Origin of the sequence: Azonexus sp. R2A61, from assembly GCF_021401135.1 — a bacterium.
GTDB lineage: Bacteria > Pseudomonadota > Gammaproteobacteria > Burkholderiales > Rhodocyclaceae > Azonexus.
This window is the reverse complement of record NZ_JACBFO010000004.1, coordinates 1-24,106: the sequence shown is the minus strand read 5'-3', so window position 1 is coordinate 24,106 and position 24,106 is coordinate 1. Positions and strand designations below refer to the sequence as shown.

The window sequence follows — 24,106 nt, the reverse complement described above, 5'->3', positions numbered from 1 at the left end:
ATGCTCGTCGCCTCTTCCGCCAGCTATCGCACTTACGGCAGCCCTGCCGCCGGCGGCGCACAGGCCGGCAACCGGCAGCAGCTGAGCGACGACGAACAGCAGTTGGTCGCCAGATTGCAGGCCCGCGATCGCGAAGTCCGCCAGCACGAACAGGCGCACCTGGCCGCCGCCGGCGGGCTGGCCGTGTCGGGCGCCAGCTACAGCTACCAGCGCGGCCCGGATGGCAAGAACTACGCGATCGGCGGTGAAGTCGGCATCGACGTATCGCCCGGCAGCACGCCGGAAGAAACCCTGGCCAAGGCTGAGCGCATCCGCGCCGCGGCACTGGCCCCCGCCAACCCGTCCGGTCAGGATCGGGCGGTTGCCGCCCAGGCGGCATCGATGGCTCAGGAAGCGCAGGCCGATAAGGCAACACGCGGCAACGAAAATGCCGCAAATGGCGAGGTTGACCGCAGTGCTGCGGTCAACCGGGCGTATTCGGCAAATTTCGGCACGGCCAGCGGCAATCGGATTCAGGCCTGGGCCTGATCACGACTTGAGCAGCTCCTCGCGCGAGCCGAGCCAGCGCTGCAGGTGCTTTTCGGCAGCAGCGGGATGATCGCGCAGCATCTCTTCGGCAATCTCCCGCGCCATGTCGACCAGATCGGCGTCGAGCTCCAGGTCGGCGTAGCGCAGCAGCGGCACGCCGCTCTGGCGAGCGCCGACGAATTCGCCGGGACCGCGGATCTGCAGATCCTGGCGGGCAATCTCGAAACCGTCGGTATGCTCGAAGATGATCTTCAAGCGCTGCCGGGCGATCTCGCCGAGCGGCCCGGCGTAGATCAGCACGCAGCTTGATTCGTACTGGCCGCGGCCGACGCGGCCGCGCAGCTGGTGCAGCTGCGAGAGGCCGAAGCGCTCGGCGTGCTCGATGACCATCAGGCTGGCGTTGGGTACATCGACGCCGACTTCGATCACCGTCGTCGCCACCAGCACGTCGATCTCGCCGGCGGCGAAGGCGCCCATCACTGCCTGCTTCTCGTCGGCCTTCAGCCGGCCGTGCACCAATCCCACGGTCAACCCCGGCAAATCGACGGATAGCTGTTCATAGGTGTCCTGCGCGGTCTGCAACTGCAGCGCCTCGGATTCCTCGATCAGCGGGCATACCCAATAAGCCTGACGGCCTTCCTCGACATGTTTCTGCACGAAGCCGACGACGTCCTGGCGCCGGTTGTCGGCGACCAGCCGCGTCTTGATCGGCGTCCGCCCGGGTGGCAGCTCGTCGAGCACGGTAACGTCGAGGTCGGCGTAGTAGCTCATCGCCAGCGTGCGCGGGATCGGCGTTGCCGACATCATCAGCTGGTGCGGGTTGCTGCCCTTCTTGCGCAGCGCCAGGCGCTGGGCGACGCCGAAGCGGTGCTGCTCGTCGACGATGGCCAGGCCCAGCCTGGCGAAGTCGACGCCGTCCTGGATCAGCGCGTGCGTGCCGACCACCAGTTGCGCGTCAGCCGCCGTCGCCGCCAGTTGCTCGCGCTTGGCCTTGCTCTTCAGGCTGCCGGACAGCCAGGCGACGCGCACACCGAGCGGCTCCAGCCAGTCACGCAGTTTCAGGTAATGCTGCTCGGCGAGGATTTCGGTGGGCGCCATGAAGGCCGCCTGCCAGCCGGCGGAAATCGCCTGGCAGGCCGCCAGCGCGGCGACGATGGTCTTGCCGGCGCCGACGTCGCCCTGCAGCAGGCGCTGCATCGGGTAAGGCTGGGCGAGGTCGCCGGCAATCTCGGCCATCGCCCGCAATTGCGCGCCGGTCAGGCCGAAGGGCAAACGGTCGAGCAGGCGGGCGCCGAGGTCGTCCTGCGCCACCAGCACCGGCGCGCCTTGCTCGCGGCGGGCCAGGTAGGCACGACGCAGCGACAGTTGCTGGGCCAGCACCTCGTCGAACTTAACCCGCCGCCAGGCCGGATGGTTGCGCGCATGCAGCGTATCCAGCTCGGTGCCGGGCGGCGGCCGGTGCAGAAAGCGCAGGCTGCGCGCGAAGCCCGGCAGTTTGAGGCGCTGGCGGATTTCATCGGGCAGGCTGTCGGCCAGGTCGCCGTCATCGAGTGCCCGGGCAATCAGCTTGTGCAACGCCGAATTGGCCAATCCTGCGGTCGACGGGTAAATCGGGGTCATTTCCGTCGGCAGCGGGGTGTCTTCCTCGACTTTGTGGAAACGCGGATGCACCATCTCCAGCCCGAAGAAACCCCCGCGCACCTCGCCGAAGGCGCGAACCCGCGAGCCGACCGCCAGCGCCGCCTGCTGGCTCGGATAGAAGCTGAAGAAACGCAGGGTCAGCTCACCGCTGTCGTCGGCGGCGCGCACGACCATTTGCCGGCGCGGCCGGAACTGCACCTCGTTGCTCAGCACCACCACCTCGACTTGCACCGGCTCGCCGGTAAAGGCGTAGGACAGCGGCGTGACGCGCGTTTCGTCCTCGTAACGCAGGGGCAGGTGAACCAGCAGATCGGCTTCGGTCTGCAAGCCGAGCTTGGCGAGCTTCTTGCGCAGCGCGTCGGATGCCCGGATCGCTACCGGGCCGCTTGCCGTCATCCGCCGATGACCAGTACCGCGTCGGCCTCGACCAGGGCGCCGCGCGGCAGTTCCTTGACGCCGACCGCGGCGCGCGCCGGATACGGCTCGCTGAAATACTTGGCCATCGTCTCATTCACCTTGGCAAAATTGGCCAGATCGGTCAGATAGACATTGAGCTTGACGGTATCGGCCAGCGATGCACCGGCGGCTTCGGCAACGGCCTTCAGGTTGTCGAAGACGCGAACGATTTGCGCATCGATGCCGTCTACCAGTTGCATGGTGGCCGGATCGAGCCCGATCTGCCCGGACAGGTAAACGGTATCGCCCGCCTTGACGGCCTGCGAATAGGTACCAATGGCGGCCGGGGCGTTCGGAGTGGCGATGATGGTCTTGGCCATGGGAAACTTCCTTGTCTCAACACGAAAGCAACGATTTTAGATGAACCCGCGCATCGAATCCCTTGAAAAGATGGTCGACGGCCCGCGCGACGGCGCGCTGCTGCGTTTCTCGCTCGGCAACGAATACCTGAAAGCCGGCGCACCGGCCGACGCCGCCCGCCATTTTCGCGCCGCCGTCGACGTCGACCCCAGCTATTCGGCCGCCTGGAAGGCACTTGGCAAGGCGCTGACGGAAGCCGGCGAGGCCGACGGCGCACTCGCCGCTTATGAGCAGGGCATCGCCGTCGCGGAAACCCGCGGCGACATCCAGGCGGCGAAGGAAATGGGCGTTTTTGCCAGGCGTATCCGGAAAGCCCGGGGAGAAGCCTGAGCATGGTCGAGGCCGGCAAGGAATTTCCGGGATGGCGTCAGCGGATCGCCGTGCCGGACGTTATTCGGGCATCACGGAGTACGATTGAAACGATGCGAAATCCCGCCGTCCTGCGTTTGTGCCTGATGCTATCCGCCATCGCCGGCCTGTCGGCCTGCGCGACTGGGCCCGGCGACTACGCCGCTTACCGCGACGAAGCGATCTACCGGGACAGCTATCGCTACCCGGGTTATCGCGGCTATCCCTACGGCGACCCGTATTACCGCGACGGCTATCGCAGCGCGCCGCCTCCGGCTTACAACGACGGACCTCGGCGCGGCAATCCGTTCGACGACGCCATGCGCCTGCATCGGGACACGCGTCGCTCGCTGGGTCTGCCGCGGCTTCCCGGCATGCCCTGAACGGCGGATTCAACGCTTGCCGGCAGGCGGCACCAGAATGGTATCGATCCCCAGTTCGCGCAGCTTCTGCTGCGCGGCTTCGGCTTCCTGGCGCGTCTTGAACGGCCCGACCTGCACCCGGGTTTCGACCGTCGACGGAACGCCGCTCAAGGTCAGTTGGGCATGCAGTTCTTCAGCTCGCTGCACGCTGCGGAAGACTCCGGCCTGCAGCACGAATCCCGAAAACAGGCGGGAAGCGCCCGCCGACGGTTCCCGACTCAGCACACGGGCCGGCGCCGGCGGGACGGCAGTGGGCTGAGGCTGGGGTACGGGCGACGGGGTCGGTTGCACCTGCGGTGCTGCGGTCGACTCGGGAACGGCGGCAATTTCCGGCCGGGCCGGCGTGGCCGGCCGGACGACAGCCTGAGGACGCGATACCGGCTTCGCGCCGCCCTGCGCATGTGCGGGTTCACGGCTGGCGGCATTCTCCGGGGCGGCCGGCTGCGCCGGAACGTCGGGCGGCGGCGGCGTTTCTGCCACAGGTTGTGCCGTGGAAGCTTCGCCAGCAGATGCGGGTTTGTCCTCGGCCGGCGGCTCCGGTACGGCATCGACCGGCGTCACCGGCTGCGTTGCCGGTTTCTTCGGCGCAACGGGAACCGGCTGGGTGAACACCGGTACCTCGTCCTCTTCCGGCGCCTGCGAGAGATAGTCGAAGATGGTCAGGATGCCGAGCAGTAACGCCACGATGATGGCGGCAACGGACAAGCGACGGATCAGCTGGCCACGCAGGTCGGCACCGCTATCGGCGGTTTCCGCGGCGGGAGCGTTCGGTTTTTCGGTCATGTTTTCCTCACTGGGCCTGACTGCGGGCCAGCGCAACCACCAGATCGGCTTCGGCACGGGCAATCCCGCAACGCTCGGCGATCGTCGCCGCATCGTAGCCGGCGGCTGCCATCTGCATCGCATCGCCATAGATCGGCGAGACTGACTGGGTCGCTCTCAGATGGGCGAGTTCTTGATGCATGTCGTTACGCAATGCCGCCAGTTCGCCGCGGATGGCATCGACCTCGTCGCGCAGCATGGCCAGTTCCCGCGTCGCCATGTCGTCGCGCCGGATTTCCCCGACGGGAATGCGAACGTCAGGCAACGGCAGATCGGCATCGGCGATTTCCTGCGCGTCCAGCGTGTCGACCGCAGCCAGGCCGGGATCGCTTTCCCCGCCCGTCGATTCTGCCCGGTGCGCGGCGGGCGTCGGCGCCGAGCGCTCTCGCTCTCGCTGCAGCCGTTGCATGCGCAGCAATACGAAAACGATATAAACAGCGACCAGGACAACCAGGCCCAACACGACGTCGCGCAGCCCGATGCTCAGGCCCGCGATGTTCAGGGAAGGCAGTCCGCCGAACACGGCCCCTTAGAATCCAACCGAGTACTGGACGCCGACGATATGCGCATGCGCATTGTATTCGCCGTGCAGGATGTTGCCGTTCTTGTTCTGGTCGATGCTCGGATCGCGCACGTAGAGGTAGGCGTAGCCGACATCGACCTTGCCGTAACGGCCGGTGTTCCACTGACCGCCCAGCGAGAACCAGATGCGATCGTTGTCCGGCACACGCGCGGAACGATCGGCGTCCTGCACCGGCGTCCGGTCGTAGGCGACGCCGAATTTGAACTTGAAGGCATCACTGGCCTTGTAGGCGGCACCCCAGGCGATGCGCCACGAATTGCCGTAGTTGAAACGCTCCGAGGTCAGCAGCGTACCGTTCGCACGATTGATGACATCCAGCGACTGCAGGCTTTCCCAACGGGTATAGGAAAGATCGCCCATCGCCTCCCAGCGGTCGGATACCTGCTGCCAGACCGACAGGATGAAGGTATCGGGCAGTTTCAGGTCGGCCCGTACCGGCGTGTTGTTGGCTTCGCCTTCCAGCGTGTGCTTGATGGCCGAGCGGTAGGAAACGCCTACCCGCATTGCCGGCGACAGCGTGAACAACGCACCGGCGTTCCAGCCCCAGGACTTGTCGTCACCGGTCAGGCGCGACAGCGAGGTAGTCAGTTCGCCGTCGATCTTCTGGTAATTGACACCGAAGCCGAGGGCCACTTTGTCGTTCACCCGGTAGGCGATCGCCGGATTGATGTTGACCGTGCGGATTTCGGATTTCTGCGAATGGAATTGCCCCACCCAGCCGCTGTCGTATTCGGTCGCCAGACCGAACGGCGTGGAGATGCCCAGACCGGCCGTCAGCGAAGGGGTCAGTTGCCAGCTCATGTAGGCATTCGGCAACGCCGACCAGCCGCCGGCATCGCCGCCGTCGCCATTGCCGATCAAGGGCCCCGACGATCCGCCATCCCGGAATTTGTAGCTCGGCCCAACGAGGCTCGCCCCGACCGAGACCTGCACGCCACCAAGCTGGCTCATGCCGGCCGGATTGAAGAAGATCGTGCTGGCGTTGTCGGCGATTGCCGCCGAGCCTGCATAGGCCGTGCCAAGGCCGCTGGCGTTCTGTTCCAGCAGCTGGAAAGCGGCGGCCGAAGCGCTGCCGGAAAAAGCCAGCGCGATCACGGCGGGCAAGGTTCGCAGGGTGGTCTTGTACATGGGGTGTTCCCTTCAACGGGGGAAATCGACGAATTGCGCGATTTTATTCCATTTCTGTGTGAAATTAGGGAAGCGTTTGCACCCCGGCGGCGAGGGTTTAGCCTGACGATTGACGGTATTCCACCGATTCGCTGCAAATCCTCACCGCAGGCTTCCGGCTTTTTTCTATACTGGCCGGCTCATCCTCTTATCCATCGCTTCCATGGCACACCACGGCAGACAGTCCCGCGACGCCCCGCCGGCAACAGACCTGCATGTCTGGGCAACCATTCGCCTGCTCTTTCCGTATCTCTGGCAATACCGGCTGCGGGTCGGTGCGGCGCTGACCTGCCTGCTGGCGGCCAAGTTGGCCAACGTCGGCGTTCCGCTGATTTTCAAGGAAATGATCGATGGCCTGAGCGGCCCCCAGCAACTGCTGGCGATGCCGGCGATGCTGCTGGCGCTCTACGGCTTGCTGCGCTTTGCCACCTCGGCATTCACCGAACTGCGGGAAATCCTGTTCGCCCGGGTCACCCAGCGGGCGATCCGGCGTATCGCACTGGAGGTATTCCGCCACCTGCACACGCTGTCGCTGCGTTTCCATCTCGAACGTCAGACCGGGGGAATTTCACGGGATATCGAACGCGGCACCAAGTCGATTTCCAGCCTGATTTCCTACACGCTGTATTCCATCCTGCCCACCCTGGTGGAAATCGCGCTGGTGCTCGGCATCCTGTTCGTGCAGTACGACATCGGTTTCGTGGCCATCACCGCAGTATCGCTGGGCGCTTACATCGTGTTCACGGTCAAGGTCAGCAACTGGCGCATTGCCATCCGGCGCGCGGTGAACGAAAGCGATTCTGCCGCCAATACCCGTGCGGTCGACAGCCTGCTGAACTACGAAACGGTGAAGTATTTCAACAACGAGGACTGGGAGGCCAGGCGCTACGACGAGCAGTTGCTGAAGCTCGAGGATGCCAGCACGCGCAGCCAGACCACACTGGCGATGCTCAATCTCGGTCAACAGGCGATCATCGCACTCGGCGTCACCGCCATGATGTGGCGCGCTGCCGACGGTGTGGTTGAAGGACGGATGAGCATCGGCGATCTGGTGCTGGTCAATGCCTTCCTGATTCAGCTTTACATGCCGCTGAACTTTCTCGGTATCGTTTATCGCGAAATCCGTCAGGCACTGACCGATATCGAACGGATGTTCAACCTGCTGTCCACACAACGGGAAATCGCCGACGCGGCCGAGGCCGGCATACTGCCCGAGCGAGCGGCACAGACCGTGGATTTTGTTGCGGTCGACTTCGCCTACGAGGCAAAAAGACCCATCCTTCACGAGCTCAGCTTCCACATTCCAGCGGGTGGCAAGCTTGCCGTCGTCGGTCATTCCGGTGCCGGAAAATCCACGCTGTCGCGCCTGGTCTACCGTTTCTACGACGTGACCGGCGGCCGCATCCTGGTCGGGGGCCACGATATCCGGCAGTTGACCCAGCACAGCCTGCGCTCGGCGATTGGTATCGTGCCGCAGGATACGGTTCTGTTCAACGACAGCATTCTTTACAACATCCGCTACGGGCGCCCGGACGCCACGGACGAAGCGGTCGTTGCCGCAGCCCGGGCAGCCCATCTTGACGCATTCGTCAGTTCGCTGCCTGACGGCTACCAGACGCGCGTCGGCGAACGCGGACTCAAGTTGTCCGGTGGCGAGAAGCAGCGCGTCGCCATTGCCCGCGCATTGCTGAAGGACCCGGCCATCCTGATCTTCGACGAAGCAACATCGGCACTCGACTCCGCCACCGAGCGCCAGATTCAGCAGGAAATCCGCCTGGCCGCCAAGGGAAGGACGACGTTGATCATCGCCCATCGCCTGTCTACCGTGATGGACGCCGACCACATTCTGGTCATGGCACACGGACGTATCGTCGAGCAAGGACAGCACGACGAACTGCTGGCCCGGCGCGGCGAGTACTGGCGGATGTGGCGCTTGCAGCAGGATGCGGCCGACGACGGGCAGGCGACTGACGCATGATAGGATTCGGCACCGGCTTGCCCCCCGCTAATATGAACCGCTCATTCGACAAGATGAAAGTTCTGGCTGTCGACGACAACCGGACCAACCTCCACATCCTGCAGGTATTCCTGAAGAAGCTGGGGCATCAGGTCATCCTGGCGGCAGACGGTGCGCAAGCCGTGGAGAAGTTCGCCGAAGAACAGCCCGACCTGGTCCTGCTCGACATCATGATGCCGATCATGGATGGTTTCGAGGCGGCACGGCGAATCAAGGCGGCCAGTCAGGCAAGATGGACGCCGATCATTTTCCTGTCAGCCTTGAGCCGGGACGAAAATCTGGTGGAGGGTCTGGAGGCAGGCGCCGACGACTACCTGACCAAACCGGTCAACTTTGTCGTTCTCGAGGCCAAGCTGCGCTCCATGCAGCGTTCGCTGGCCCTGCAGGAAGCTGCGCTCAGTTCGGCAGCGCGCCTGCAGGCCATCTCGGACAATGTACTCGATGCCATCATCACTGCCGACGAGCGGGGAAGGATCACTACGGTCAACCGTGCAACCGAACGGATTTTCGGTTGGCGAGAAGAAGAACTGCTTGGCCAGTCCATCGAGCGGCTGATGCCCGACAGCTTCGAGTCCCGTCACCGTCAGGCTTACGATGCGGCAGTCGCCGGCGACACGGATCGCAAGGCCGGCACGGAAAGGGACGGCGACGCAATGAAGCGCGACGGTACGTTGTTTCCGGTTTCGGTCGGCATCCGGGTGGCGCAAACCGAAGAGGGAAAACTGTTCGTTGCCGTGGTACGCGACATGTCGGAGCGCAAAGCCGCCGAAAAAACGCTCAAGGAAAACGCGGCACTGCTCCAAGCCTACTATGACAGGACGCATAGCGAACAAACGCTGGCCCTGCGCCTGATGGAAAAACAGTTGCATCGCCCGGGTCTGAAGGACCATGGCCTGCGCTACAAGGTCATCGCCAGCGAACACTTCAGTGGTGATATCGTCGGCGCTTTCCGCTCTGCGGAAGGCCGTCTCTACGGACTACTGGCCGACGCAACGGGACACGGCCTCACCGCCGCCATCAGTGTCCTGCCGGTGCTTGCCCTGTTCTACCGCATGACCCGGTTAAACCGCGACATTCGGGAAATCGTCTACGAACTCAACCAGCAGCTCTGCGAATCGATGCCGATCGGTCGCTTCGTGGCGGCAACGATGGTCTGCCTGGATGAGCGCCAGCGCCGCGGCGAAGTCTGGATCGGTGGGACGCCGGATGCGATCCTGACAGCGCCGGACGGAGAAGTTTTATCCCGCTTTCCGTCCAGCAACCTGCCGCTTGGGATCAGCCCCTGCACTGCGGAAGAGATAACCCCCGCAGGCTTTTCGTGGCCAGCTGGAGCACAACTGGTCCTTTGCTCTGACGGCCTGCTGGAAGCCGCCGATCGGGAAGGACGCCAATTCGGAATCGAACGCCTGTTGCGCGTTCTGACAGCGAACCAGCCGGCAATGCGCTTCACGGCTATCGAAACGGCCTTTGCCGAGCATCTCGGCGACGCCACCGCTGGCGATGATGTATCGCTGATGGTGATCGACTGTCCCTGAAATGAAAAAAGGCCGGACGAACCGGCCTTTAAACAAGCGTGACGAGTAATTAATTACTCGGCAGCTTCGTCAGCAACTTCGACTGCTTCCGTCGGTTCCGGACGATCCAGCAGTTCGACAAACGCCATCGGCGCATTGTCGCCGACGCGGAAGCCGCACTTCAGGATGCGCAGGTAGCCGCCCGGACGGGTAGCGTAGCGCGGACCGATTTCGGCGAACAGCTTGACCACGATCTCGCGGTCACGCAGACGGTCGAAAGCCAGGCGCTTGTTGGCCAGGGTCGGGTTCTTGCCGAGGGTGATCATCGGCTCGACGACACGACGCAGTTCCTTGGCTTTGGGCAGCGTGGTCTTGATCGCTTCGTGGCGGAGCAGCGAAACGGTCATGTTGCGCAGCATCGCCAGGCGATGGCTGCTGGTACGGTTGAGTTTGCGAAGTCCATTACGGTGACGCATGGTTAATCCTTTCTATGTTCTGCAGGCGTCCCTAGACCACCGCGGCTGAAAAAGGCTTACGCCTTTTCCAGACCGGCGGGCGGCCAGTTTTCCAGTTTCATGCCGAGGGTCAGACCGCGGGCGGCCAGCACTTCCTTGATTTCATTCAGGGACTTGCGACCCAGATTCGGCGTCTTGAGCAGTTCGTTTTCCGTGCGCTGAATGAGATCACCGATGTAATAGATGTTCTCGGCCTTCAGGCAGTTGGCAGAGCGAACCGTCAGTTCCAGGTCGTCGACCGGACGCAGCAGCACCGGATCCACCTGGGCCGGCTTGGAAGCCTCGGCCACCGGGGCGGTGCCTTCGAGGTCGGCGAACACGGAAAGCTGTTCCATCAGCACGCGGGCAGCGTAGCGGATGGCTTCTTCCGGCTCGACGACACCGTTGGTCTCGATATCGACGATGAGCTTGTCGAGGTCGGTGCGCTGTTCGACACGGGCGTTTTCCACCGCGTAGGCAACACGACGGACCGGGCTGAATGAGGCATCCAACACCAACTGACCGATCGTCTTCGAGTCACCAAGGTTGCGAACGTTGCCGGGCACATAACCACGACCTTTTTCGACCTTGATCTCCATGGCCAACTTGCCGCCGGCCGAGAGATGCGCGATGACATGCTCGGGATTGATGATTTCGACATCGTGCGGCAACTCGATATCGCCCGCCCGGATCGCGCCCTCGCCTTCCTTGGAAAGCTTGAGCGTGACCACTTCACGGTTGTGCAGCTTGAACACGATGCCCTTGAGGTTCAGCAGGATGTCGACAACATCCTCCTGTACGCCATCGATGGTCGAGTACTCATGGAGCACGCCTTCGATGGAGACTTCGGTCGGTGCATACCCCGGCATCGACGACAGCAGGATGCGACGCAGCGCGTTACCAAGCGTATGTCCGTAGCCGCGTTCAAACGGCTCCATGACGACCTTGGCTTCGACCGGCGAAACACTTTGCACATCGATGATGCGGGGCTTGAGAAGTCCACTGCTTTGCATGGGCTATATTCCTCTGCTTGCGGGTTACTTCGAATAAAGTTCGATGACGAGGCCTTCGTTGAGCGTCGCCGGCAGTTCCGAACGCTGCGGCAGCGCCTTGAACGTACCCTTGCCTTCCTTGACATCGACAGCAATCCATTCCGGGAAACCACGCGACTCGGCAGCTTCGAGAGCAGCCTTGCAACGCAGCGACGCACGGGCACGGTCGGTCAGTTGAACGACATCGCCCGGCTTGACCTGGTAGGACGGGATGTTCACGCGCTTGCCGTTGACCAGAACGCCGTTATGACGAACGATCTGACGCGATTCGGTGCGCGAAGCACCAAACCCCATACGGTAAGCGACGGAATCCAGACGGGCTTCCAGCAGTTGCAGCAGGTTTTCGCCGGTCTGGCCCTTGCGGCGTTCAGCTTCGAAGAAGGTCTTGCGGAACTGTCCTTCGAGGACGCCATAGACACGACGAATCTTCTGCTTGGCGCGCAGGTGGACGCCATAGTCGGACAGACGGGCACCGGACTTCTGACCATGCTGGCCAGGCGCATACGAGCGACGCTCGATAGCACACTTGTCGGTGAAGCACTTTTCGCCCTTCAGGAACAGCTTTTCGCCTTCACGGCGGCACTGACGGCATTTCGGATCGAGATTACGAGCCACTTGTCTTTCTCCTTAGATGCGGCGCTTCTTCGGCGGACGGCAGCCGTTGTGCGGCACCGGCGTCACGTCGGAAATGGCGGTGATCTTCATGCCCAGAGCATTCAAGGCACGAACAGACGATTCGCGGCCAGGACCCGGGCCCTTGATGCGGACTTCCAGGTTCTTGACGCCACATTCCTGAGCGACCTTGCCGGCAGCTTCCGCGGCCACCTGAGCTGCGAACGGGGTGGACTTCCGCGAACCGCGGAAACCGGCACCGCCGGACGTTGCCCAGGACAACGCGTTACCCTGGCGATCGGTAATGGTGATGATGGTGTTGTTGAACGATGCATGGATATGCGCAATACCCTCGGCAACGTTCTTCTTGACCTTCTTGCGGACTTTCGGTGCAGTCTTAGCCATGTTCAATCCCTATCACTTCTTGCCGGCGATGGCCTTGCGCGGACCCTTGCGGGTACGGGCGTTGGTACGGGTACGCTGACCGCGGCAGGGCAGACCCTTGCGGTGACGCAGACCACGATAGCAACCGAGGTCCATCAGGCGCTTGATGTTCATGGTGACTTCACGGCGCAGATCACCTTCAACGGTGAACTTGCCGACTTCATCACGCAGACGGTCCATGTCCGTATCGGACAGGTCCTTGACTTTGGTGTTACGAGCCACGCCGGCCGCATCACAGATCTTCTGTGCGCGGGTACGGCCGATACCGTAGATCGCCGTCAAAGCGATCTCGGCATGCTGATGGTTCGGAATGTTTACCCCTGCAATACGGGCCATTGATTCACTCCAATATTTCGAAAATTAACGAATGCCGAATTCGTCAGGAATTAACCCTGGCGCTGCTTGTGACGGGGATCCTTGCAAATGATGCGCACGACACCCTTGCGACGGATCACCTTGCAATTGCGGCAAACGCGCTTCACTGAAGGTTGCACTTTCATGTTTCACTCCTCGTCTGCGAGAGCTTGGAAGCAGCCGTGATTCCTTGCCCTGCGGTTTATTGCGTAGAGAACTTTTACTTTGCCCGGAAAACGATCCGGGCCTTGCTTAAATCATACGGGGTCAACTGAACGGTGACCTTGTCTCCCGGCAGGATGCGGATATAGTGCATCCGCATCTTGCCGGAGATGAATCCATGGACGATATGTCCGTTTTCCAGCTTAACCTTGAAAGTTGCATTGGGAAGGTTTTCGATCACCTCACCCTGCATTTCGATGTAATCCTCTTTTGACATCTTGCTTACTTGACCAGAGGCGAACCCTTGAAGTTTGCCTTCTTGAGCAGGCTCTCATACTGGTGCGACATCACGTAAGCCTGGACCTGCGCCATGAAATCCATGGTCACGACAACAATGATCAGCAGCGAGGTGCCGCCGAAGTAGAACGGGACATTCCACTTCAGGATGAGGAACTCCGGAAGCAAGCAGACCACGGTGATGTAAGCAGCACCGATCAGCGTCAGCCGCGTCAAAATCTTATCGATGTAGCGGGCCGTCTGCTCGCCAGGGCGAATGCCAGGAACGAAAGCGCCGCTCTTCTTCAAGTTGTCGGCCGTTTCCTTCGAATTGAAAACCAGCGCAGTGTAGAAGAAACAGAAAAACACGATCGCGGCAGCGTAGAGCATGACGTAGATCGGCTGCCCCGGGGAAAGCGTAGCTGCCACATCCTTCAACCACAGCATCGACTCGCTGGAGCCGAACCAACCGGCCAGCGTGGCGGGGAAGAGAATGATAGACGATGCGAAGATCGGCGGAATGACGCCGGCCATGTTCAATTTCAGCGGCAGGTGTGAACTCTGTCCGCCATAAATCTTGTTGCCGACTTGCCGCTTTGCATAATTGACCAGAATCTTGCGTTGACCGCGCTCGACGAAAACAACGAAGGCAGTAACCAGAACAACCAGCAGGCAGATGACGATAGCAGTCAGCGGATGCATTGCCCCGGTACGAACTAGCTCAAGCAAACCGCCGATGGCGTTCGGCAGCCCCGCAGCGATACCGGCGAAAATGATGATCGAGATACCATTGCCCAAACCGCGCTCAGTAATCTGTTCGCCCAGCCACATCAGAAACATCGTACCGGTCAGCAATGTCGAAACAGTGGTCAGACGGAACATGAACCCGGGATCGTTGACCAGACCAGGTTGGGCTTCAAGCGCAACGGCAATACCGATGCCTTGAAAGAGCGCCAGCACGACAGTACCGTAGCGCGTGTACTGGGTAATCTTGCGCCGCCCGGCCTCACCTTCCTTTTTCAAGGCTTCGAGTTGAGGGCTGGCAACGCTCATTAATTGCATGATGATCGAAGCCGAGATATACGGCATGATCCCCAGTGCAAAAATCGTGAAACGAGACAGGGCGCCACCCGAGAACATGTTGAACATGCCCAAGATACCGCCTTGCTGCGAATTGAACAGATCGGAAAGAACGTTGGGATCGATGCCCGGCACGGGGATGTGCGCCCCGATCCGGTAAACGACCAGCGCGCCGAGCAGGAACCAGAGTCGGCGCTTGAGATCGCCGAACTTGCCACCTTTGCCAACGGTATTGGGATTCGCAGCCAACGTTCTGACCCTTCTACTTACTCAGCGACGGAGCCGCCGACAGCCTCAATGGCAGCCTTGGCACCCTTGGTTGCACCCACGCCCTTGAGGACGATCTTGCGAGTAATGGCACCGGAAAGGATCACTTTCGCGGACAGAGCATCACCAGGCACAACGCCCGCGGCCTGCAACACCAGCAGATCGATTTCTTCAACCGGCAGACGCTCAAGATCGGTCAAACGGATCTCGTAGTTGCGAGCACGCGTCAGAGAGTTGAAACCACGCTTCGGCAGACGACGCTGCAAGGGCATTTGACCGCCCTCGAAGCCAACCTTGTGGAAGCCGCCCGAGCGGGATTTCTGACCCTTGTGGCCACGGCCGCAGGTCTTGCCAAGGCCGGAACCGATGCCACGACCGACACGTTTGGCGGCTTTCTTGGAGCCTTCACCCGGCTTGATGGTATTCAGACGCATGGCTTAACCCTCAACCTTCACGAGATACTGAACCTTCTGGATCATGCCGCGAACAGCCGGCGTATCCAGCAGCTCGGCAGAGCTGTTCAGCTTACGCAGACCCAAGCCGCGCACAGTAGCGCGATGGTCCTGCTTGGTGCCGATGACGCTCTTGACGAGCGTTACTTTGATTTTCTTGTCAGACATGGTGTTCACCCCAGAATCTGATCGACCGACAGACCACGCTTGGCGGCAATCTCGGCCGGCGTGTTAACCTTCGACAAGCCGTCGATGGTTGCGCGCACGATGTTGTAGGGATTGGTCGAGCCATGAGCCTTCGCGACGACGTTGGTGACGCCGACAACTTCAAAGACCGCACGCATTGCACCACCAGCGATGATGCCAGTGCCATCCGGGGCCGGCTGGATCATCACCGTCGTGGCGCCATGACGCCCCATCACGGTGTGGTGAACAGTACCGTTCTTCAGGCTGACCTTGGCCATCTTGCGACGCGCTTCGTCCATTGCCTTCTGAACCGCCACAGGCACTTCGCGGGACTTGCCCTTGCCCATGCCGATACCGCCATCGCCATCGCCAACCACGGTCAGCGCTGCGAAACCGAGAATGCGACCGCCCTTCACCACCTTGGTGACGCGATTGACCGCAACCATCTTTTCGCGCAAGCCGTCGTCGCGCTCTTCAGCCTGTTGCGGCTTCTTGTTACGTTCGGGTTTAGCCATTTCTTAACCTCGTCCTTTCGCCGTCGGTTAGAACTTGAGACCGCCTTCACGCGCGGCTTCCGCCAACGCCTGAACGCGACCGTGGTACTGAAGACCGGAGCGATCAAAAGCAACCTGCTCGATGCCTGCAGCCTTTGCCCGCTCGGCAATCAATTTACCGATTGCGGCCGCTGCAGCCTTGTTGCCACCATTAGCGACGCTAGCCCGAACGTCCTTGTCCAGCGTGGATGCCGAGGCCAGCACCTTGCCGCCACACGGCGAGATAACCTGTGCATAGATGTGGCAATTCGTGCGATTGATACACAGACGCACAGCCTTGAGCTCGGCGATTTTGGCCCGGGTTTTGCGGGCGCGACGCAGACGCGCTTCATTTTTGTTAAACATATGCCACCCTTACTTCTTCTTGGTTTCCTTGATAACCACGACTTCGTCCGAATAGCGAACGCCCTTGCCCTTGTAGGGCTCCGGCTTGCGATACGCACGAATTTCAGCGGCAACCTGGCCGACCTGCTGCTTGTCGGCGCCCTTCAGAACGATTTCGGTCTGAGTCGGGCACTCAACCTTCACACCGGCCGGCATCTTGTGAGCAACCGGGTGAGAAAAGCCGAGGGAGAGATTCAGCGTATCGCCGGCAGCCTGGGCACGATACCCCACGCCAACCAACTGCAATTTACGCTCGAAGCCCTTAGAAACGCCGGCCACCATGTTATTCAGGTTGGCCCGCATCGTTCCCCACATGGCGGCACCATTGACAGCGCCCTCAATCTTGGAAACAACGACGCTTTGACCATCCAGAGCAACACTCACAGCCGGGTTTGCGGCGGTTTTCAAAGTACCCAACGGTCCTTTGACGACGATCTGCTCACCGAGAGTTACTTCGACACCGGCAGGCAGGACGATCGGATTCTTACCAATACGAGACATGATTGCTTCGCTCCTTACGCCACGATGCAGAGGACTTCGCCACCAACCTTGGAGGCACGAGCCTTGCGATCGGTCATCACACCCTTCGGCGTGGAGACGATGGCGACGCCAAGACCATTCATGACACGCGGAATGTCATCAACGCCCTTGTAAATGCGCAGACCAGGCTTGGACACACGCTCGATTCGCTCGATAACCGGGCGACCGGCGTAGTACTTCAATGCGATATCAAGCGTCGCCTTACCATCAGCCTGACGCACAGCAAAATCTTCAACGTAACCTTCGTCTTTCAGAACCGCGGCAATCGCCACCTTCACCTTGGACGACGGCATGGACACAGACGCCTTCTCGGCGAGCTGGGCGTTGCGGATGCGGGTCAGCATGTCCGCGATCGGATCGCTCATAGCCATTCTGTATCTCCCTCTTACCAGCTGGCCTTAACAACACCCGGAATTTCGCCATTCATGGCGAGCTCACGGATCTTGTTACGGCACAGACCGAATTTGCGGAAAACGCCACGCGGACGACCGGTCAGCTGGCAACGATTGCGCAGGCGAGACGGGCTGGCGTTGCGCGGCAGGGCCTGCAACTTCAGCCGAGCTTCGTAACGCTCTTCATCAGTCAGACCTGCATTGTTAATGACCGCTTCCAGTGCCGCACGCTTTTTTGCGTACTGCACCACCATTTTGCGACGCTTTTCTTCACGGTTGATCAGAGCAAGTTTTGCCATGATTGCCTCAATTCTTGAACGGGAACTTGAACGCCACAAGCAACGCCTTCGCTTCGGCATCGCTCTTCGCGGTCGTGGTGATGCTGATGTTCATCCCGCGGAGGGCATCGATCTTGTCGTACTCGATTTCCGGGAAAATGATCTGTTCCTTGACGCCCATGTTGTAGTTACCCTGGCCATCGAAACCCTTGCCGGCCACACCACGGAAGTCACGCACACGCGGCAGAGCGATCGTTACCAAACGATCCAGGAACTCGAACATGCGAGGACCACGCAGCGTCACCATGCACCCAATCGGGTAACCATCACGAATCTTGAAACCGGCGATGGATTTACGCGCCTTGGTAGTCACGGGCTTTTGACCCGCAATCTTCTGCATATCACCGACGGCGTTCTCAAGAACCTTCTTATCAGCAACCGCCTCACCAACCCCCATATTCAGGGTAATCTTGGTAATCCGGGGAACTTCCATGACAGACTTGTAACCGAACTGCTTGATCAGCTCAGCAACAACGCTGTCCTTGTAAAACTGTTGCAAACGCGCCATGACTCCCCCTTATGCGTTCACCAGTTCGCCGTTCGACCTGAACACGCGAACCTTGCGACCATCTTCCAGGGACTTGATACCGACACGATCGGCCTTCTTGGTCGCCGGATTGAACAGCGCAACATTGGAGATATGGATCGGCATGTCCTTGTCAACGATGCCACCCTGAACACCCTTGACCGGATTCGGCTTCACGTGCTTTTTAGCGCGATTCACCCCTTCCACAACCAAATGCTCAGCATCGACACGACGCAGCACGGTACCGCGCTTACCCTTGTCCTTGCCGGTGATGACGACAACCTCGTCACCCTTGATAATCTTTTCCATCTCAGCTCCTTACAGCACTTCGGGCGCCAGGGACACGATCTTCATGAAGCGCTCGGTACGCAGTTCGCGAGTAACCGGGCCAAAGATGCGCGTGCCGATCGGCTCGAGCTTGTTGTTGAGGAGAACGGCCGCATTGCCATCAAAGCGCACCAGCGAACCATCAGGACGACGAACACCCTTCGCGGTACGAACCACGACAGCATTGTAGACATCGCCTTTTTTGACACGACCACGCGGAGCCGCATCCTTGATACTGACCTTGATGATGTCACCAATGCCCGCATAGCGGCGCTTGGAACCGCCAAGCACCTTGATACACATAACCGAACGCGCGCCAGTGTTATCGGCGACATCCAGTGTCGTCTGCATCTGAATCATTTAAATAAACTCCAACTTAATCCGCAGAGCGGTCAGTCTTGGAACCCGTACGGGTCGAACACCTTTATCGCAACCAGAGCGGTCAGCAATAAAAAAGAAGCCGGATTATACCGGCTTCTTCTGACTTCGCGCAAGCGTTTCTGCGAAAATATTAGACGATCACAGCCTTCTCGAGGACACTGGTCACCGCCCATGCCTTGGTTTTGGAAATCGGCTTCGTCTCGACGATCTCCACCAGGTCACCGGACTTGGCCAGATTACCTTCGTTATGTGCGTGATACTTTTTGGAACGGACCATAACTTTGCCGTACACAGGGTGCTTTACCTTGCGCTCGACGAGAACAGTCACTGTCTTCTCCATCTTGTCGCTAACCACGCGCCCTACAAGACCGCGCTTAACGCTACTGGCTTCGCTCATTGCTGCACCGCCTTTTCACGAATAAGGGTACGAACACGCGCGATGTCGCGACGCACCTTGGACATTTGGCTGGTGTTGGACAGTTGCTGGGTAGCAAGCTGCATCCGCAGACCAAACTGGGCCTTCAGCAACTCCAGCAGTTCAGTATTGAGCTCGTCTGCGCTCTTGGTTCTCAGTTCACTAGCTTTCATGATTACCCCAGATGACGAGTCACGAAGGTGGTTGCAATCGGCAGCTTGGCAGCAGCGAGGGCGAATGCCTCACGGGCCAGCGCTTCATTGACACCGTCCATTTCATACAGGACCTTGCCCGGCTGGATTTCTGCAACCCAGTACTCAGGATTGCCCTTACCATTACCCATACGAACTTCGGCCGGCTTCTTGGAAATCGGCTTGTCCGGGAAGATACGGATCCAGATACGACCACCCCGCTTGATGTGACGGGTCATCGCACGACGGGCTGCCTCGATTTGCCGGGCGGTCAAACGCCCACGCCCGGTCGCTTTGAGACCCCACTCACCAAACGACACCTTGGTGCCGCGGGTAGCCAGACCTTCATTGCGTCCCTTGTGCTCCTTACGGAACTTGCGACGATTAGGTTGCAGCATGTCAAGCACCTGCCTTTCTTACTCGCTTGGCGGGCGCCGCATCACCGTCGGCTTTCTTTACCGTACGAGTGCGGGGCTTGTCGCCATCGGTCTTACCCGGGGCACGACGGCCGCGACGATCATCCGCCGTCGGCTCAACGACTTCAGGCTGTTCGTTGCGGTCAAGCATGTCGCCCTTGTAGACCCAAACCTTGATACCGATGATGCCGTAAGTTGTCAGCGCTTCGGAAGTTGCGTAATCGATATCAGCACGCAGGGTGTGCAACGGCACACGCCCTTCACGATACCATTCGCTACGGGCGATTTCCGCGCCATTGAGACGACCAGCACTCATCACCTTGATGCCCTGAGCTCCGAGACGCATCGCATTCTGCATCGCACGCTTCATTGCGCGACGGAACATGATGCGCTTTTCGAGTTGCTGGGCGATCGAATCGGCGATCAGCTGAGCATCGACTTCCGGCTTACGGATTTCCTCAATCGACACATGGACAGGAACGCCCATGATGCGCTGAAGATCCGTACGCAGTTGTTCGATGTCTTCGCCCTTCTTGCCGATGACAACACCCGGACGAGCCGAGTAAATGGTGACACGGGCATTCTTGGCAGGACGCTCGATCAGAACGCGACCCACAGAAGCGTGCGCCAGTTTGCGCTTCAGATATTCGCGCACCTTGACGTCTTCCTGCAGCATACCCGGGAAGTCCTTGCTGTTGGCATACCAGCGAGAGCTCCAATTTTTGGTGACGGCCAGACGGAAGCCAGTCGGATGAATTTTCTGTCCCATGGCTCTTCCTTAGTTACCAACGGTCAGATAGATATGGCAGGTCGGCTTGCTGATCCGATTGCCACGACCCTTGGCGCGCGCCGTGAAGCGCTTCAGCACCATGCCCTTTTCAACGTAGATGGTTTTCACCGTCAGTTCGTCGATATCGGCACCATCGTTGTGTTCCGCGTTGGCAATCGCCGACTCAAGAACTTTTTTGACGATTCCGGCGCCCTTCTTAGGGCTAAAAGCCAGGATGTTCAGAGCCTGACCAACCGGCTTGCCACGCACCAGATCCGCAACAAGGCGGCCCTTCTGCGCAGAGAGGCGTACGCCTCGCAAACTTGCACGAGTTTCCATGTCAGCTCCTTACTTCTTGGCCTTCTTGCCGGCGGTGTGACCCTTGAACGTCCGGGTCAGCGAAAATTCGCCAAGCTTATGACCGACCATATTCTCGGTCACGAAGACCGGAATATGCTGCTTACCGTTGTGGACCGCGATCGTCAGACCGATGAACTCGGGGAGGATCGTCGAACGACGCGACCAGGTCTTGATCGGGCGCTTGTCGTTGGTAGCGCGAACTGCTTCGACCTTGTCGATCAGATACGCATCAACAAACGGGCCCTTTTTGAGAGAACGTCCCATTTCCTACCCCTTAACGCTTATGACGACGCTGAACGATCATGCTGTTCGTGCGCTTGTTGCTGCGGGTGCGATAGCCCTTGGTCGGCTGACCCCACGGGTTGACCGGCACACGTCCCTCGCCCGTCTTGCCCTCACCACCACCATGCGGGTGATCGATCGGGTTCATCGCGGTACCACGGACGGTCGGACGAATACCACGCCAGCGCTGGGCACCGGCCTTGCCGATTTTGCGCAGGTTGTTTTCTTCGTTGCCGACTTCACCGATGGTGGCGCGGCATTCAATGTGCACGCGACGCACCTCTCCGGAACGCAGGCGGATCTGAGCGTACGCACCTTCCCGCGCCAGAAGCTGGACAGAAGTGCCCGCAGAGCGCGCAATCTGCGCCCCCTTGCCAGGCATCATTTCAACGCAGCAAATGGTCGTACCAACCGGAATATTTCGGATTGGCAAGGCGTTACCGGACTTGATTGGCGCTTCCGAACCACTGACCACCTGCTGGCCAACCACCATACCCTTGTTGGCGATGATGTAGCGGCGCTCGCCATCGGCATAGAGCACGAGCGCAATGTTGGCAGTGCGATTCGGATCATATTCCAGACGCTCAACCTTGCCAGGAACTCCATCTTTGTTACGCTTGAAATCAATGATGCGATAAGCCTGCTTGTGACCACCGCCTTGATGACGAACCGTAATACGGCCATTGTTGTTGCGACCGGACTTCTTGCTCTGCGACTCGACGAGGCCGGCGAACGGCTTGCCCTTATGCAGATCGGCATTGACAACCTGCACTACGCCACGACGCCCCGGGGAAGTCGGCTTGACTTTAACGAGTGCCATTAAGCGTTACCCCCTTCAACGAAGTTGATTTCCTGACCAGGCTTTAGGCTCACAAAAGCCTTCTTCCAGCCCTTGCGACGCCCCACGGCGCCACGGAAACGCTTGACCTTGCCCTTGACATTGGCAGTCTGGACAGAATCAACCTCAACCTTGAACAGCAACTCAACCGCCGCCTTGATTTCAGGCTTGGTTGCATCAGAGGCAACGCGGAACACAACCTGCTCGTTCTTCTCGGCAATGAAAGTTGCCTTTTCGGAGATTTGCGGTGCCAGCAGCACCTGCATCAGACGTTCCTGGTTCATCCCCACATCTCCTCGAACTTGGCCACAGCATTCTTGGTGACCAGCACCTTGGCGAAGCGCACCAGCGAAACCGGATCAGCCTCCTGGGCTTCAAGCACCAGAACATTGGGCAGGTTGCGCGACGACAGATAGAGGTTTTCGTTCAATTCGTCGGTAACAACCAACAGATTGCCTTCAAGCCCCATACCCTTCAGCTTCTGAGCGAACAGCTTGGTCTTCGGCGCATCGACCGCCAGATCGTCGACGACGACAAGGCGATCCTGACGCGCCAACTCGGAGAGAATCGCAGCCATGCCGGCGCGGAACATCTTCTTGTTGACCTTCTGGGAGTAATTCTGCTCAGGCGAATTCGGAAAAATCCGACCGCCTCCACGCCACAGCGGCGAGCCATTCGAACCGGAACGAGCTCGGCCGGTACCTTTCTGGCGCCACGGCTTGGTGGTGGTGTGACGAACTTCGGAGCGATCCTTCTGCTTACTGTCGCCAGAACGCGCGTTTGCCTGATAAGCAACGACAATCTGGTGCACCAGCGCTTCATTGAATTCGCGACCGAACAGAACGTCCGAAGCCTGCAGCTTTGCAGCTTCCTGACCTTGTTCGTTGATAACCTTCAGTTCCATGTCGCCCCCTTAAGCCTTGACTGCCGGACACACGACAACGTCGGCGCCCTTGGCACCCGGAACGGCACCCTTGACAAGAAGAAGCTGCCGTTCAACATCAACGCGAACCACAGTCAACCCCTGGGTCGTAACCTGCTCGTCGCCGAGATGGCCCGCCATGCGCTTGCCCGGAAAAACGCGCCCCGGATCTTGTGCCATACCAATGGAACCCGGTGCGTTATGCGACACCGAGTTACCGTGAGAGGCACGATTGGAACTGAAGTTATGACGCTTAATGCCGCCCTGAAACCCCTTACCGATAGAGGAGCCGGTGACATCAACTTTCTGCCCTTCGGCAAAAATGGTGACAGCAACCTGATCACCCGCCTTGAAAGAGGCGAGTTGCTCGACATCAATCTGGAATTCCTTGAGCACATGCCCGGCTTCCACACCCGCCTTGGCCAGATGACCAGCCAGGGGCTTGGAAACACGCGAGGCACGGCGCTGACCGAAAGCAACCTGAATGGCTGCGTAGCCATCGGTTTCCGGCGTTTTAACTTGGGCCACACGGTTATTCGACACGTCAAGCACCGTCACCGGGATGGAAGCACCATCCTCAGCAAAGATGCGAGTCATGCCGACCTTGCGACCAACAAGGCCTAGACTCATGGTTATTCTCCTCATCGCCGGCTGCGATTGGCCGGTCGATGTAAAACAACAAACGGGCAACCGTTACCGGCCACCCCCGAAAAGCGCGGATTATATCCGCAATACAGCAATTACTGCAACTTGATCTCGACGTCGACGCCAGCAGGCAGATCCAGCTTCATCAGGGCATCAACAGTTTTGTCGGTCGGATCAACGATATCCATCAGACGCAGGTGCGTACGAATTTCAAGCTGATCGCGGGAAGCCTTGTTGACGTGCGGCGAACGAAGGATATCAAAACGCTGCTTACGGGTCGGCAGCGGCACAGGGCCACGAACGACAGCACCGGTACGCTTGGCGGTTTCGACGATCTCCTGGGCGGATTGATCGATCAAGCGATAGTCAAAGGCCTTCAGGCGAATACGGATTTTTTGGCTTTGCATTTTCTTGGCTTCCTAAAAGAACAATGGGGCGACATTCACCGCCCCGGTTTTCAAAAGAGCGAATTACTCGATGATCTTGGCGACGACGCCGGCGCCGACGGTACGACCGCCTTCACGGATGGCGAAACGCAGACCTTCTTCCATGGCGATCGGCGCAATCAGCTTGACCGTCATCGAGATAT

The 24,106-nt window shown here is 59.8% G+C and carries 40 protein-coding genes; 5 read left to right on the top strand and 35 right to left on the bottom strand.

The features are described 5' to 3' along the window. Positions 1-528: a putative metalloprotease CJM1_0395 family protein gene (locus L0962_RS13465; protein ID WP_234086971.1), complete on the top strand. Its 528-nt coding sequence runs from the start codon at positions 1-3 to the stop codon at positions 526-528. On the opposite strand, the gene recG is transcribed toward L0962_RS13465, so the two are convergent. Together recG and L0962_RS13455 are read right to left on the bottom strand one after the other, a co-directional pair. After that, entirely contained in the window at positions 529-2,565 is a 2,037-nt protein-coding gene (gene recG / locus L0962_RS13460) for an ATP-dependent DNA helicase RecG (RefSeq protein ID WP_234086970.1), read from the bottom strand. Then, positions 2,562-2,945: a RidA family protein gene (locus L0962_RS13455; RefSeq protein ID WP_234086969.1), complete on the bottom strand. Its 384-nt coding sequence runs from the start codon at positions 2,943-2,945 to the stop codon at positions 2,562-2,564. The genes recG and L0962_RS13455 overlap by 4 nt, the downstream gene beginning before the upstream one ends. Before the next feature lie 40 nt (positions 2,946-2,985). Here L0962_RS13455 and L0962_RS13450 point away from each other — a divergent pair, with 40 nt between their 5' ends. Both L0962_RS13450 and L0962_RS13445 read left to right on the top strand, forming a co-directional pair. Further along, positions 2,986-3,315 (top strand): tetratricopeptide repeat protein, encoded by a 330-nt coding sequence (locus L0962_RS13450; RefSeq protein ID WP_234086968.1) that lies wholly within the window; start codon positions 2,986-2,988, stop codon positions 3,313-3,315. Positions 3,316-3,407: 92 nt separating this feature from the next. Next, on the top strand, positions 3,408-3,716 hold the full coding sequence (locus tag L0962_RS13445) for a hypothetical protein (protein WP_234086967.1): 309 nt from the start codon (positions 3,408-3,410) through the stop codon (positions 3,714-3,716). A 9-nt stretch (positions 3,717-3,725) separates the two neighbouring features. Here L0962_RS13445 and L0962_RS13440 read toward each other — a convergent pair whose 3' ends face one another. Genes L0962_RS13440 through L0962_RS13430 form a run of 3 tightly spaced genes read right to left on the bottom strand, consistent with a single transcriptional unit; the run spans position 3,726 to position 6,288 of the window. Further along, entirely contained in the window at positions 3,726-4,538 is an 813-nt protein-coding gene (locus tag L0962_RS13440; protein ID WP_234086966.1) for an SPOR domain-containing protein, read from the bottom strand. Positions 4,539-4,545: 7 nt separating this feature from the next. After that, positions 4,546-5,100, bottom strand: coding sequence for a DUF2802 domain-containing protein (locus tag L0962_RS18340; RefSeq protein WP_234086965.1), 555 nt, complete (start codon positions 5,098-5,100; stop codon positions 4,546-4,548). A gap of 6 nt (positions 5,101-5,106) precedes the next feature. Further along, complete coding sequence (locus L0962_RS13430; RefSeq protein WP_234086964.1) at positions 5,107-6,288, bottom strand: OmpP1/FadL family transporter; 1,182 nt, start codon at positions 6,286-6,288, stop codon at positions 5,107-5,109. A 202-nt stretch (positions 6,289-6,490) separates the two neighbouring features. Here L0962_RS13430 and L0962_RS13425 point away from each other — a divergent pair, with 202 nt between their 5' ends. Further along, the gene (locus tag L0962_RS13425) at positions 6,491-8,305 is read left to right on the top strand and encodes an ABC transporter ATP-binding protein/permease (protein WP_234086963.1); all 1,815 of its coding nucleotides are present in this window, start codon (positions 6,491-6,493) and stop codon (positions 8,303-8,305) included. After that, a complete protein-coding gene (locus tag L0962_RS13420) occupies positions 8,302-9,879 on the top strand; it encodes a SpoIIE family protein phosphatase (protein WP_234086962.1) in 1,578 nt (525 codons plus the stop codon). The genes L0962_RS13425 and L0962_RS13420 overlap by 4 nt, the downstream gene beginning before the upstream one ends. Positions 9,880-9,932: 53 nt before the next feature. On the opposite strand, the gene rplQ is transcribed toward L0962_RS13420, so the two are convergent. From rplQ to L0962_RS13270, 30 genes are all read right to left on the bottom strand, one after another. Further along, positions 9,933-10,334: a 50S ribosomal protein L17 gene (gene rplQ, locus L0962_RS13415; protein WP_234086961.1), complete on the bottom strand. Its 402-nt coding sequence runs from the start codon at positions 10,332-10,334 to the stop codon at positions 9,933-9,935. A 56-nt stretch (positions 10,335-10,390) separates the two neighbouring features. After that, the gene (gene rpoA, locus L0962_RS13410; RefSeq protein ID WP_234086960.1) at positions 10,391-11,365 is read right to left on the bottom strand and encodes a DNA-directed RNA polymerase subunit alpha; all 975 of its coding nucleotides are present in this window, start codon (positions 11,363-11,365) and stop codon (positions 10,391-10,393) included. 24 nt (positions 11,366-11,389) lie between these two features. Beyond that, on the bottom strand, positions 11,390-12,019 hold the full coding sequence (gene rpsD, locus L0962_RS13405) for a 30S ribosomal protein S4 (protein WP_234086959.1): 630 nt from the start codon (positions 12,017-12,019) through the stop codon (positions 11,390-11,392). A 12-nt stretch (positions 12,020-12,031) separates the two neighbouring features. Then, a complete protein-coding gene (gene rpsK / locus L0962_RS13400) occupies positions 12,032-12,421 on the bottom strand; it encodes a 30S ribosomal protein S11 (protein WP_234086958.1) in 390 nt (129 codons plus the stop codon). Between the two features lie 12 nt (positions 12,422-12,433). After that, on the bottom strand, positions 12,434-12,796 hold the full coding sequence (rpsM, locus tag L0962_RS13395; protein WP_234086957.1) for a 30S ribosomal protein S13: 363 nt from the start codon (positions 12,794-12,796) through the stop codon (positions 12,434-12,436). A 50-nt stretch (positions 12,797-12,846) separates the two neighbouring features. After that, positions 12,847-12,960 (bottom strand): 50S ribosomal protein L36, encoded by a 114-nt coding sequence (rpmJ, locus tag L0962_RS13390; RefSeq protein WP_121458103.1) that lies wholly within the window; start codon positions 12,958-12,960, stop codon positions 12,847-12,849. Positions 12,961-13,034: 74 nt separating this feature from the next. Continuing rightward, a complete protein-coding gene (infA, locus tag L0962_RS13385; protein ID WP_234086956.1) occupies positions 13,035-13,253 on the bottom strand; it encodes a translation initiation factor IF-1 in 219 nt (72 codons plus the stop codon). Positions 13,254-13,258: 5 nt separating this feature from the next. After that, positions 13,259-14,581, bottom strand: coding sequence for a preprotein translocase subunit SecY (gene secY / locus L0962_RS13380; protein WP_234086955.1), 1,323 nt, complete (start codon positions 14,579-14,581; stop codon positions 13,259-13,261). A 17-nt stretch (positions 14,582-14,598) separates the two neighbouring features. Then, the gene (gene rplO, locus L0962_RS13375) at positions 14,599-15,033 is read right to left on the bottom strand and encodes a 50S ribosomal protein L15 (RefSeq protein ID WP_234086954.1); all 435 of its coding nucleotides are present in this window, start codon (positions 15,031-15,033) and stop codon (positions 14,599-14,601) included. A 3-nt stretch (positions 15,034-15,036) separates the two neighbouring features. Further along, the gene (gene rpmD / locus L0962_RS13370) at positions 15,037-15,219 is read right to left on the bottom strand and encodes a 50S ribosomal protein L30 (protein WP_205201544.1); all 183 of its coding nucleotides are present in this window, start codon (positions 15,217-15,219) and stop codon (positions 15,037-15,039) included. Between the two features lie 5 nt (positions 15,220-15,224). Continuing rightward, the gene (gene rpsE / locus L0962_RS13365) at positions 15,225-15,752 is read right to left on the bottom strand and encodes a 30S ribosomal protein S5 (RefSeq protein ID WP_234086953.1); all 528 of its coding nucleotides are present in this window, start codon (positions 15,750-15,752) and stop codon (positions 15,225-15,227) included. A gap of 27 nt (positions 15,753-15,779) precedes the next feature. After that, positions 15,780-16,136 carry a 50S ribosomal protein L18 gene (rplR, locus tag L0962_RS13360; RefSeq protein ID WP_234086952.1) on the bottom strand — a complete coding sequence of 119 codons (357 nt, stop codon included), beginning with the start codon at positions 16,134-16,136 and terminating at the stop codon, positions 15,780-15,782. Between the two features lie 9 nt (positions 16,137-16,145). Further along, positions 16,146-16,676 (bottom strand): 50S ribosomal protein L6, encoded by a 531-nt coding sequence (gene rplF, locus L0962_RS13355; RefSeq protein WP_234086951.1) that lies wholly within the window; start codon positions 16,674-16,676, stop codon positions 16,146-16,148. Positions 16,677-16,690: 14 nt separating this feature from the next. Next, positions 16,691-17,086 carry a 30S ribosomal protein S8 gene (gene rpsH / locus L0962_RS13350; RefSeq protein ID WP_234086950.1) on the bottom strand — a complete coding sequence of 132 codons (396 nt, stop codon included), beginning with the start codon at positions 17,084-17,086 and terminating at the stop codon, positions 16,691-16,693. A 14-nt stretch (positions 17,087-17,100) separates the two neighbouring features. Next, the gene (gene rpsN / locus L0962_RS13345) at positions 17,101-17,406 is read right to left on the bottom strand and encodes a 30S ribosomal protein S14 (RefSeq protein WP_234086949.1); all 306 of its coding nucleotides are present in this window, start codon (positions 17,404-17,406) and stop codon (positions 17,101-17,103) included. A gap of 7 nt (positions 17,407-17,413) precedes the next feature. Continuing rightward, positions 17,414-17,953 carry a 50S ribosomal protein L5 gene (gene rplE / locus L0962_RS13340; RefSeq protein ID WP_234086948.1) on the bottom strand — a complete coding sequence of 180 codons (540 nt, stop codon included), beginning with the start codon at positions 17,951-17,953 and terminating at the stop codon, positions 17,414-17,416. 9 nt (positions 17,954-17,962) lie between these two features. Next, complete coding sequence (gene rplX / locus L0962_RS13335; RefSeq protein WP_234086947.1) at positions 17,963-18,280, bottom strand: 50S ribosomal protein L24; 318 nt, start codon at positions 18,278-18,280, stop codon at positions 17,963-17,965. Positions 18,281-18,289: 9 nt separating this feature from the next. Continuing rightward, positions 18,290-18,658: a 50S ribosomal protein L14 gene (gene rplN / locus L0962_RS13330; RefSeq protein WP_028994194.1), complete on the bottom strand. Its 369-nt coding sequence runs from the start codon at positions 18,656-18,658 to the stop codon at positions 18,290-18,292. A gap of 151 nt (positions 18,659-18,809) precedes the next feature. After that, the gene (gene rpsQ, locus L0962_RS13325; RefSeq protein WP_234086946.1) at positions 18,810-19,076 is read right to left on the bottom strand and encodes a 30S ribosomal protein S17; all 267 of its coding nucleotides are present in this window, start codon (positions 19,074-19,076) and stop codon (positions 18,810-18,812) included. Then, the gene (rpmC, locus tag L0962_RS13320; RefSeq protein WP_234086945.1) at positions 19,073-19,267 is read right to left on the bottom strand and encodes a 50S ribosomal protein L29; all 195 of its coding nucleotides are present in this window, start codon (positions 19,265-19,267) and stop codon (positions 19,073-19,075) included. Before rpmC ends, rpsQ begins: the two co-directional genes overlap by 4 nt. A gap of 2 nt (positions 19,268-19,269) precedes the next feature. Continuing rightward, positions 19,270-19,683: a 50S ribosomal protein L16 gene (gene rplP / locus L0962_RS13315; RefSeq protein ID WP_028994191.1), complete on the bottom strand. Its 414-nt coding sequence runs from the start codon at positions 19,681-19,683 to the stop codon at positions 19,270-19,272. Position 19,684: 1 nt separating this feature from the next. Then, complete coding sequence (gene rpsC / locus L0962_RS13310; RefSeq protein WP_234086944.1) at positions 19,685-20,470, bottom strand: 30S ribosomal protein S3; 786 nt, start codon at positions 20,468-20,470, stop codon at positions 19,685-19,687. Positions 20,471-20,479: 9 nt separating this feature from the next. After that, positions 20,480-20,809 carry a 50S ribosomal protein L22 gene (gene rplV, locus L0962_RS13305; protein ID WP_234086943.1) on the bottom strand — a complete coding sequence of 110 codons (330 nt, stop codon included), beginning with the start codon at positions 20,807-20,809 and terminating at the stop codon, positions 20,480-20,482. A gap of 9 nt (positions 20,810-20,818) precedes the next feature. Further along, positions 20,819-21,094 (bottom strand): 30S ribosomal protein S19, encoded by a 276-nt coding sequence (gene rpsS, locus L0962_RS13300; protein WP_234086942.1) that lies wholly within the window; start codon positions 21,092-21,094, stop codon positions 20,819-20,821. 10 nt (positions 21,095-21,104) lie between these two features. Next, positions 21,105-21,932, bottom strand: a complete 828-nt coding sequence (gene rplB, locus L0962_RS13295; RefSeq protein WP_234086941.1) for a 50S ribosomal protein L2 — start codon at positions 21,930-21,932, stop codon at positions 21,105-21,107. After that, positions 21,932-22,234, bottom strand: coding sequence for a 50S ribosomal protein L23 (gene rplW / locus L0962_RS13290; protein ID WP_234086940.1), 303 nt, complete (start codon positions 22,232-22,234; stop codon positions 21,932-21,934). Before rplW ends, rplB begins: the two co-directional genes overlap by 1 nt. Continuing rightward, the gene (gene rplD, locus L0962_RS13285; RefSeq protein ID WP_234086939.1) at positions 22,231-22,854 is read right to left on the bottom strand and encodes a 50S ribosomal protein L4; all 624 of its coding nucleotides are present in this window, start codon (positions 22,852-22,854) and stop codon (positions 22,231-22,233) included. The genes rplW and rplD overlap by 4 nt, the downstream gene beginning before the upstream one ends. Positions 22,855-22,863: 9 nt before the next feature. Continuing rightward, positions 22,864-23,502 (bottom strand): 50S ribosomal protein L3, encoded by a 639-nt coding sequence (gene rplC / locus L0962_RS13280; RefSeq protein ID WP_234086938.1) that lies wholly within the window; start codon positions 23,500-23,502, stop codon positions 22,864-22,866. A gap of 110 nt (positions 23,503-23,612) precedes the next feature. Continuing rightward, positions 23,613-23,924 carry a 30S ribosomal protein S10 gene (gene rpsJ / locus L0962_RS13275; RefSeq protein WP_028994183.1) on the bottom strand — a complete coding sequence of 104 codons (312 nt, stop codon included), beginning with the start codon at positions 23,922-23,924 and terminating at the stop codon, positions 23,613-23,615. A gap of 63 nt (positions 23,925-23,987) precedes the next feature. After that, positions 23,988-24,106: hypothetical protein (locus tag L0962_RS13270; RefSeq protein ID WP_234087344.1), on the bottom strand; the 119-nt coding region annotated here is incomplete at its 5' end.

Excerpts from the sequence above, each read along its gene's own strand:
- rpsK (WP_234086958.1), bottom strand. The coding sequence starts at position 12,421 with ATGGCTAAGACTGCACCGAAAGTCCGCAAGAAGGTCAAGAAGAACGTT.
- rplR (WP_234086952.1), bottom strand. The coding sequence starts at position 16,136 with ATGTTTAACAAAAATGAAGCGCGTCTGCGTCGCGCCCGCAAAACCCGG.
- rpoA (WP_234086960.1), bottom strand. The coding sequence starts at position 11,365 with ATGCAAAGCAGTGGACTTCTCAAGCCCCGCATCATCGATGTGCAAAGT.
- L0962_RS13450 (WP_234086968.1), top strand. The coding sequence starts at position 2,986 with ATGAACCCGCGCATCGAATCCCTTGAAAAGATGGTCGACGGCCCGCGC.
- L0962_RS13420 (WP_234086962.1), top strand. The coding sequence starts at position 8,302 with ATGATAGGATTCGGCACCGGCTTGCCCCCCGCTAATATGAACCGCTCA.
- infA (WP_234086956.1), bottom strand. The coding sequence starts at position 13,253 with ATGTCAAAAGAGGATTACATCGAAATGCAGGGTGAGGTGATCGAAAAC.
- rpmJ (WP_121458103.1), bottom strand. The coding sequence starts at position 12,960 with ATGAAAGTGCAACCTTCAGTGAAGCGCGTTTGCCGCAATTGCAAGGTG.
- rpsN (WP_234086949.1), bottom strand. The coding sequence starts at position 17,406 with ATGGCAAAACTTGCTCTGATCAACCGTGAAGAAAAGCGTCGCAAAATG.
- rplP (WP_028994191.1), bottom strand. The coding sequence starts at position 19,683 with ATGCTGCAACCTAATCGTCGCAAGTTCCGTAAGGAGCACAAGGGACGC.
- rplB (WP_234086941.1), bottom strand. The coding sequence starts at position 21,932 with ATGGCACTCGTTAAAGTCAAGCCGACTTCCCCGGGGCGTCGTGGCGTA.
- rpsS (WP_234086942.1), bottom strand. The coding sequence starts at position 21,094 with ATGGGACGTTCTCTCAAAAAGGGCCCGTTTGTTGATGCGTATCTGATC.
- rpmD (WP_205201544.1), bottom strand. The coding sequence starts at position 15,219 with ATGTCTGACAAGAAAATCAAAGTAACGCTCGTCAAGAGCGTCATCGGC.
- rpsQ (WP_234086946.1), bottom strand. The coding sequence starts at position 19,076 with ATGAGCGAAGCCAGTAGCGTTAAGCGCGGTCTTGTAGGGCGCGTGGTT.
- rpsC (WP_234086944.1), bottom strand. The coding sequence starts at position 20,470 with ATGGGACAGAAAATTCATCCGACTGGCTTCCGTCTGGCCGTCACCAAA.
- L0962_RS13455 (WP_234086969.1), bottom strand. The coding sequence starts at position 2,945 with ATGGCCAAGACCATCATCGCCACTCCGAACGCCCCGGCCGCCATTGGT.
- rplN (WP_028994194.1), bottom strand. The coding sequence starts at position 18,658 with ATGATTCAGATGCAGACGACACTGGATGTCGCCGATAACACTGGCGCG.
- rplF (WP_234086951.1), bottom strand. The coding sequence starts at position 16,676 with ATGTCTCGTATTGGTAAGAATCCGATCGTCCTGCCTGCCGGTGTCGAA.
- L0962_RS13445 (WP_234086967.1), top strand. The coding sequence starts at position 3,408 with ATGCGAAATCCCGCCGTCCTGCGTTTGTGCCTGATGCTATCCGCCATC.
- L0962_RS13465 (WP_234086971.1), top strand. The coding sequence starts at position 1 with ATGCTCGTCGCCTCTTCCGCCAGCTATCGCACTTACGGCAGCCCTGCC.
- rpsH (WP_234086950.1), bottom strand. The coding sequence starts at position 17,086 with ATGGCTATGAGCGATCCGATCGCGGACATGCTGACCCGCATCCGCAAC.
- rplC (WP_234086938.1), bottom strand. The coding sequence starts at position 23,502 with ATGAGTCTAGGCCTTGTTGGTCGCAAGGTCGGCATGACTCGCATCTTT.
- rplD (WP_234086939.1), bottom strand. The coding sequence starts at position 22,854 with ATGGAACTGAAGGTTATCAACGAACAAGGTCAGGAAGCTGCAAAGCTG.
- L0962_RS13425 (WP_234086963.1), top strand. The coding sequence starts at position 6,491 with ATGGCACACCACGGCAGACAGTCCCGCGACGCCCCGCCGGCAACAGAC.
- rplW (WP_234086940.1), bottom strand. The coding sequence starts at position 22,234 with ATGAACCAGGAACGTCTGATGCAGGTGCTGCTGGCACCGCAAATCTCC.
- rplQ (WP_234086961.1), bottom strand. The coding sequence starts at position 10,334 with ATGCGTCACCGTAATGGACTTCGCAAACTCAACCGTACCAGCAGCCAT.
- L0962_RS13430 (WP_234086964.1), bottom strand. The coding sequence starts at position 6,288 with ATGTACAAGACCACCCTGCGAACCTTGCCCGCCGTGATCGCGCTGGCT.
- recG (WP_234086970.1), bottom strand. The coding sequence starts at position 2,565 with ATGACGGCAAGCGGCCCGGTAGCGATCCGGGCATCCGACGCGCTGCGC.
- rpsE (WP_234086953.1), bottom strand. The coding sequence starts at position 15,752 with ATGGCTAAACCCGAACGTAACAAGAAGCCGCAACAGGCTGAAGAGCGC.
- rplV (WP_234086943.1), bottom strand. The coding sequence starts at position 20,809 with ATGGAAACTCGTGCAAGTTTGCGAGGCGTACGCCTCTCTGCGCAGAAG.
- rplE (WP_234086948.1), bottom strand. The coding sequence starts at position 17,953 with ATGGCGCGTTTGCAACAGTTTTACAAGGACAGCGTTGTTGCTGAGCTG.
- rpsJ (WP_028994183.1), bottom strand. The coding sequence starts at position 23,924 with ATGCAAAGCCAAAAAATCCGTATTCGCCTGAAGGCCTTTGACTATCGC.
- L0962_RS13440 (WP_234086966.1), bottom strand. The coding sequence starts at position 4,538 with ATGACCGAAAAACCGAACGCTCCCGCCGCGGAAACCGCCGATAGCGGT.
- rpmC (WP_234086945.1), bottom strand. The coding sequence starts at position 19,267 with ATGAAAGCTAGTGAACTGAGAACCAAGAGCGCAGACGAGCTCAATACT.
- rplX (WP_234086947.1), bottom strand. The coding sequence starts at position 18,280 with ATGGAAAAGATTATCAAGGGTGACGAGGTTGTCGTCATCACCGGCAAG.
- rplO (WP_234086954.1), bottom strand. The coding sequence starts at position 15,033 with ATGCGTCTGAATACCATCAAGCCGGGTGAAGGCTCCAAGAAAGCCGCC.
- rpsM (WP_234086957.1), bottom strand. The coding sequence starts at position 12,796 with ATGGCCCGTATTGCAGGGGTAAACATTCCGAACCATCAGCATGCCGAG.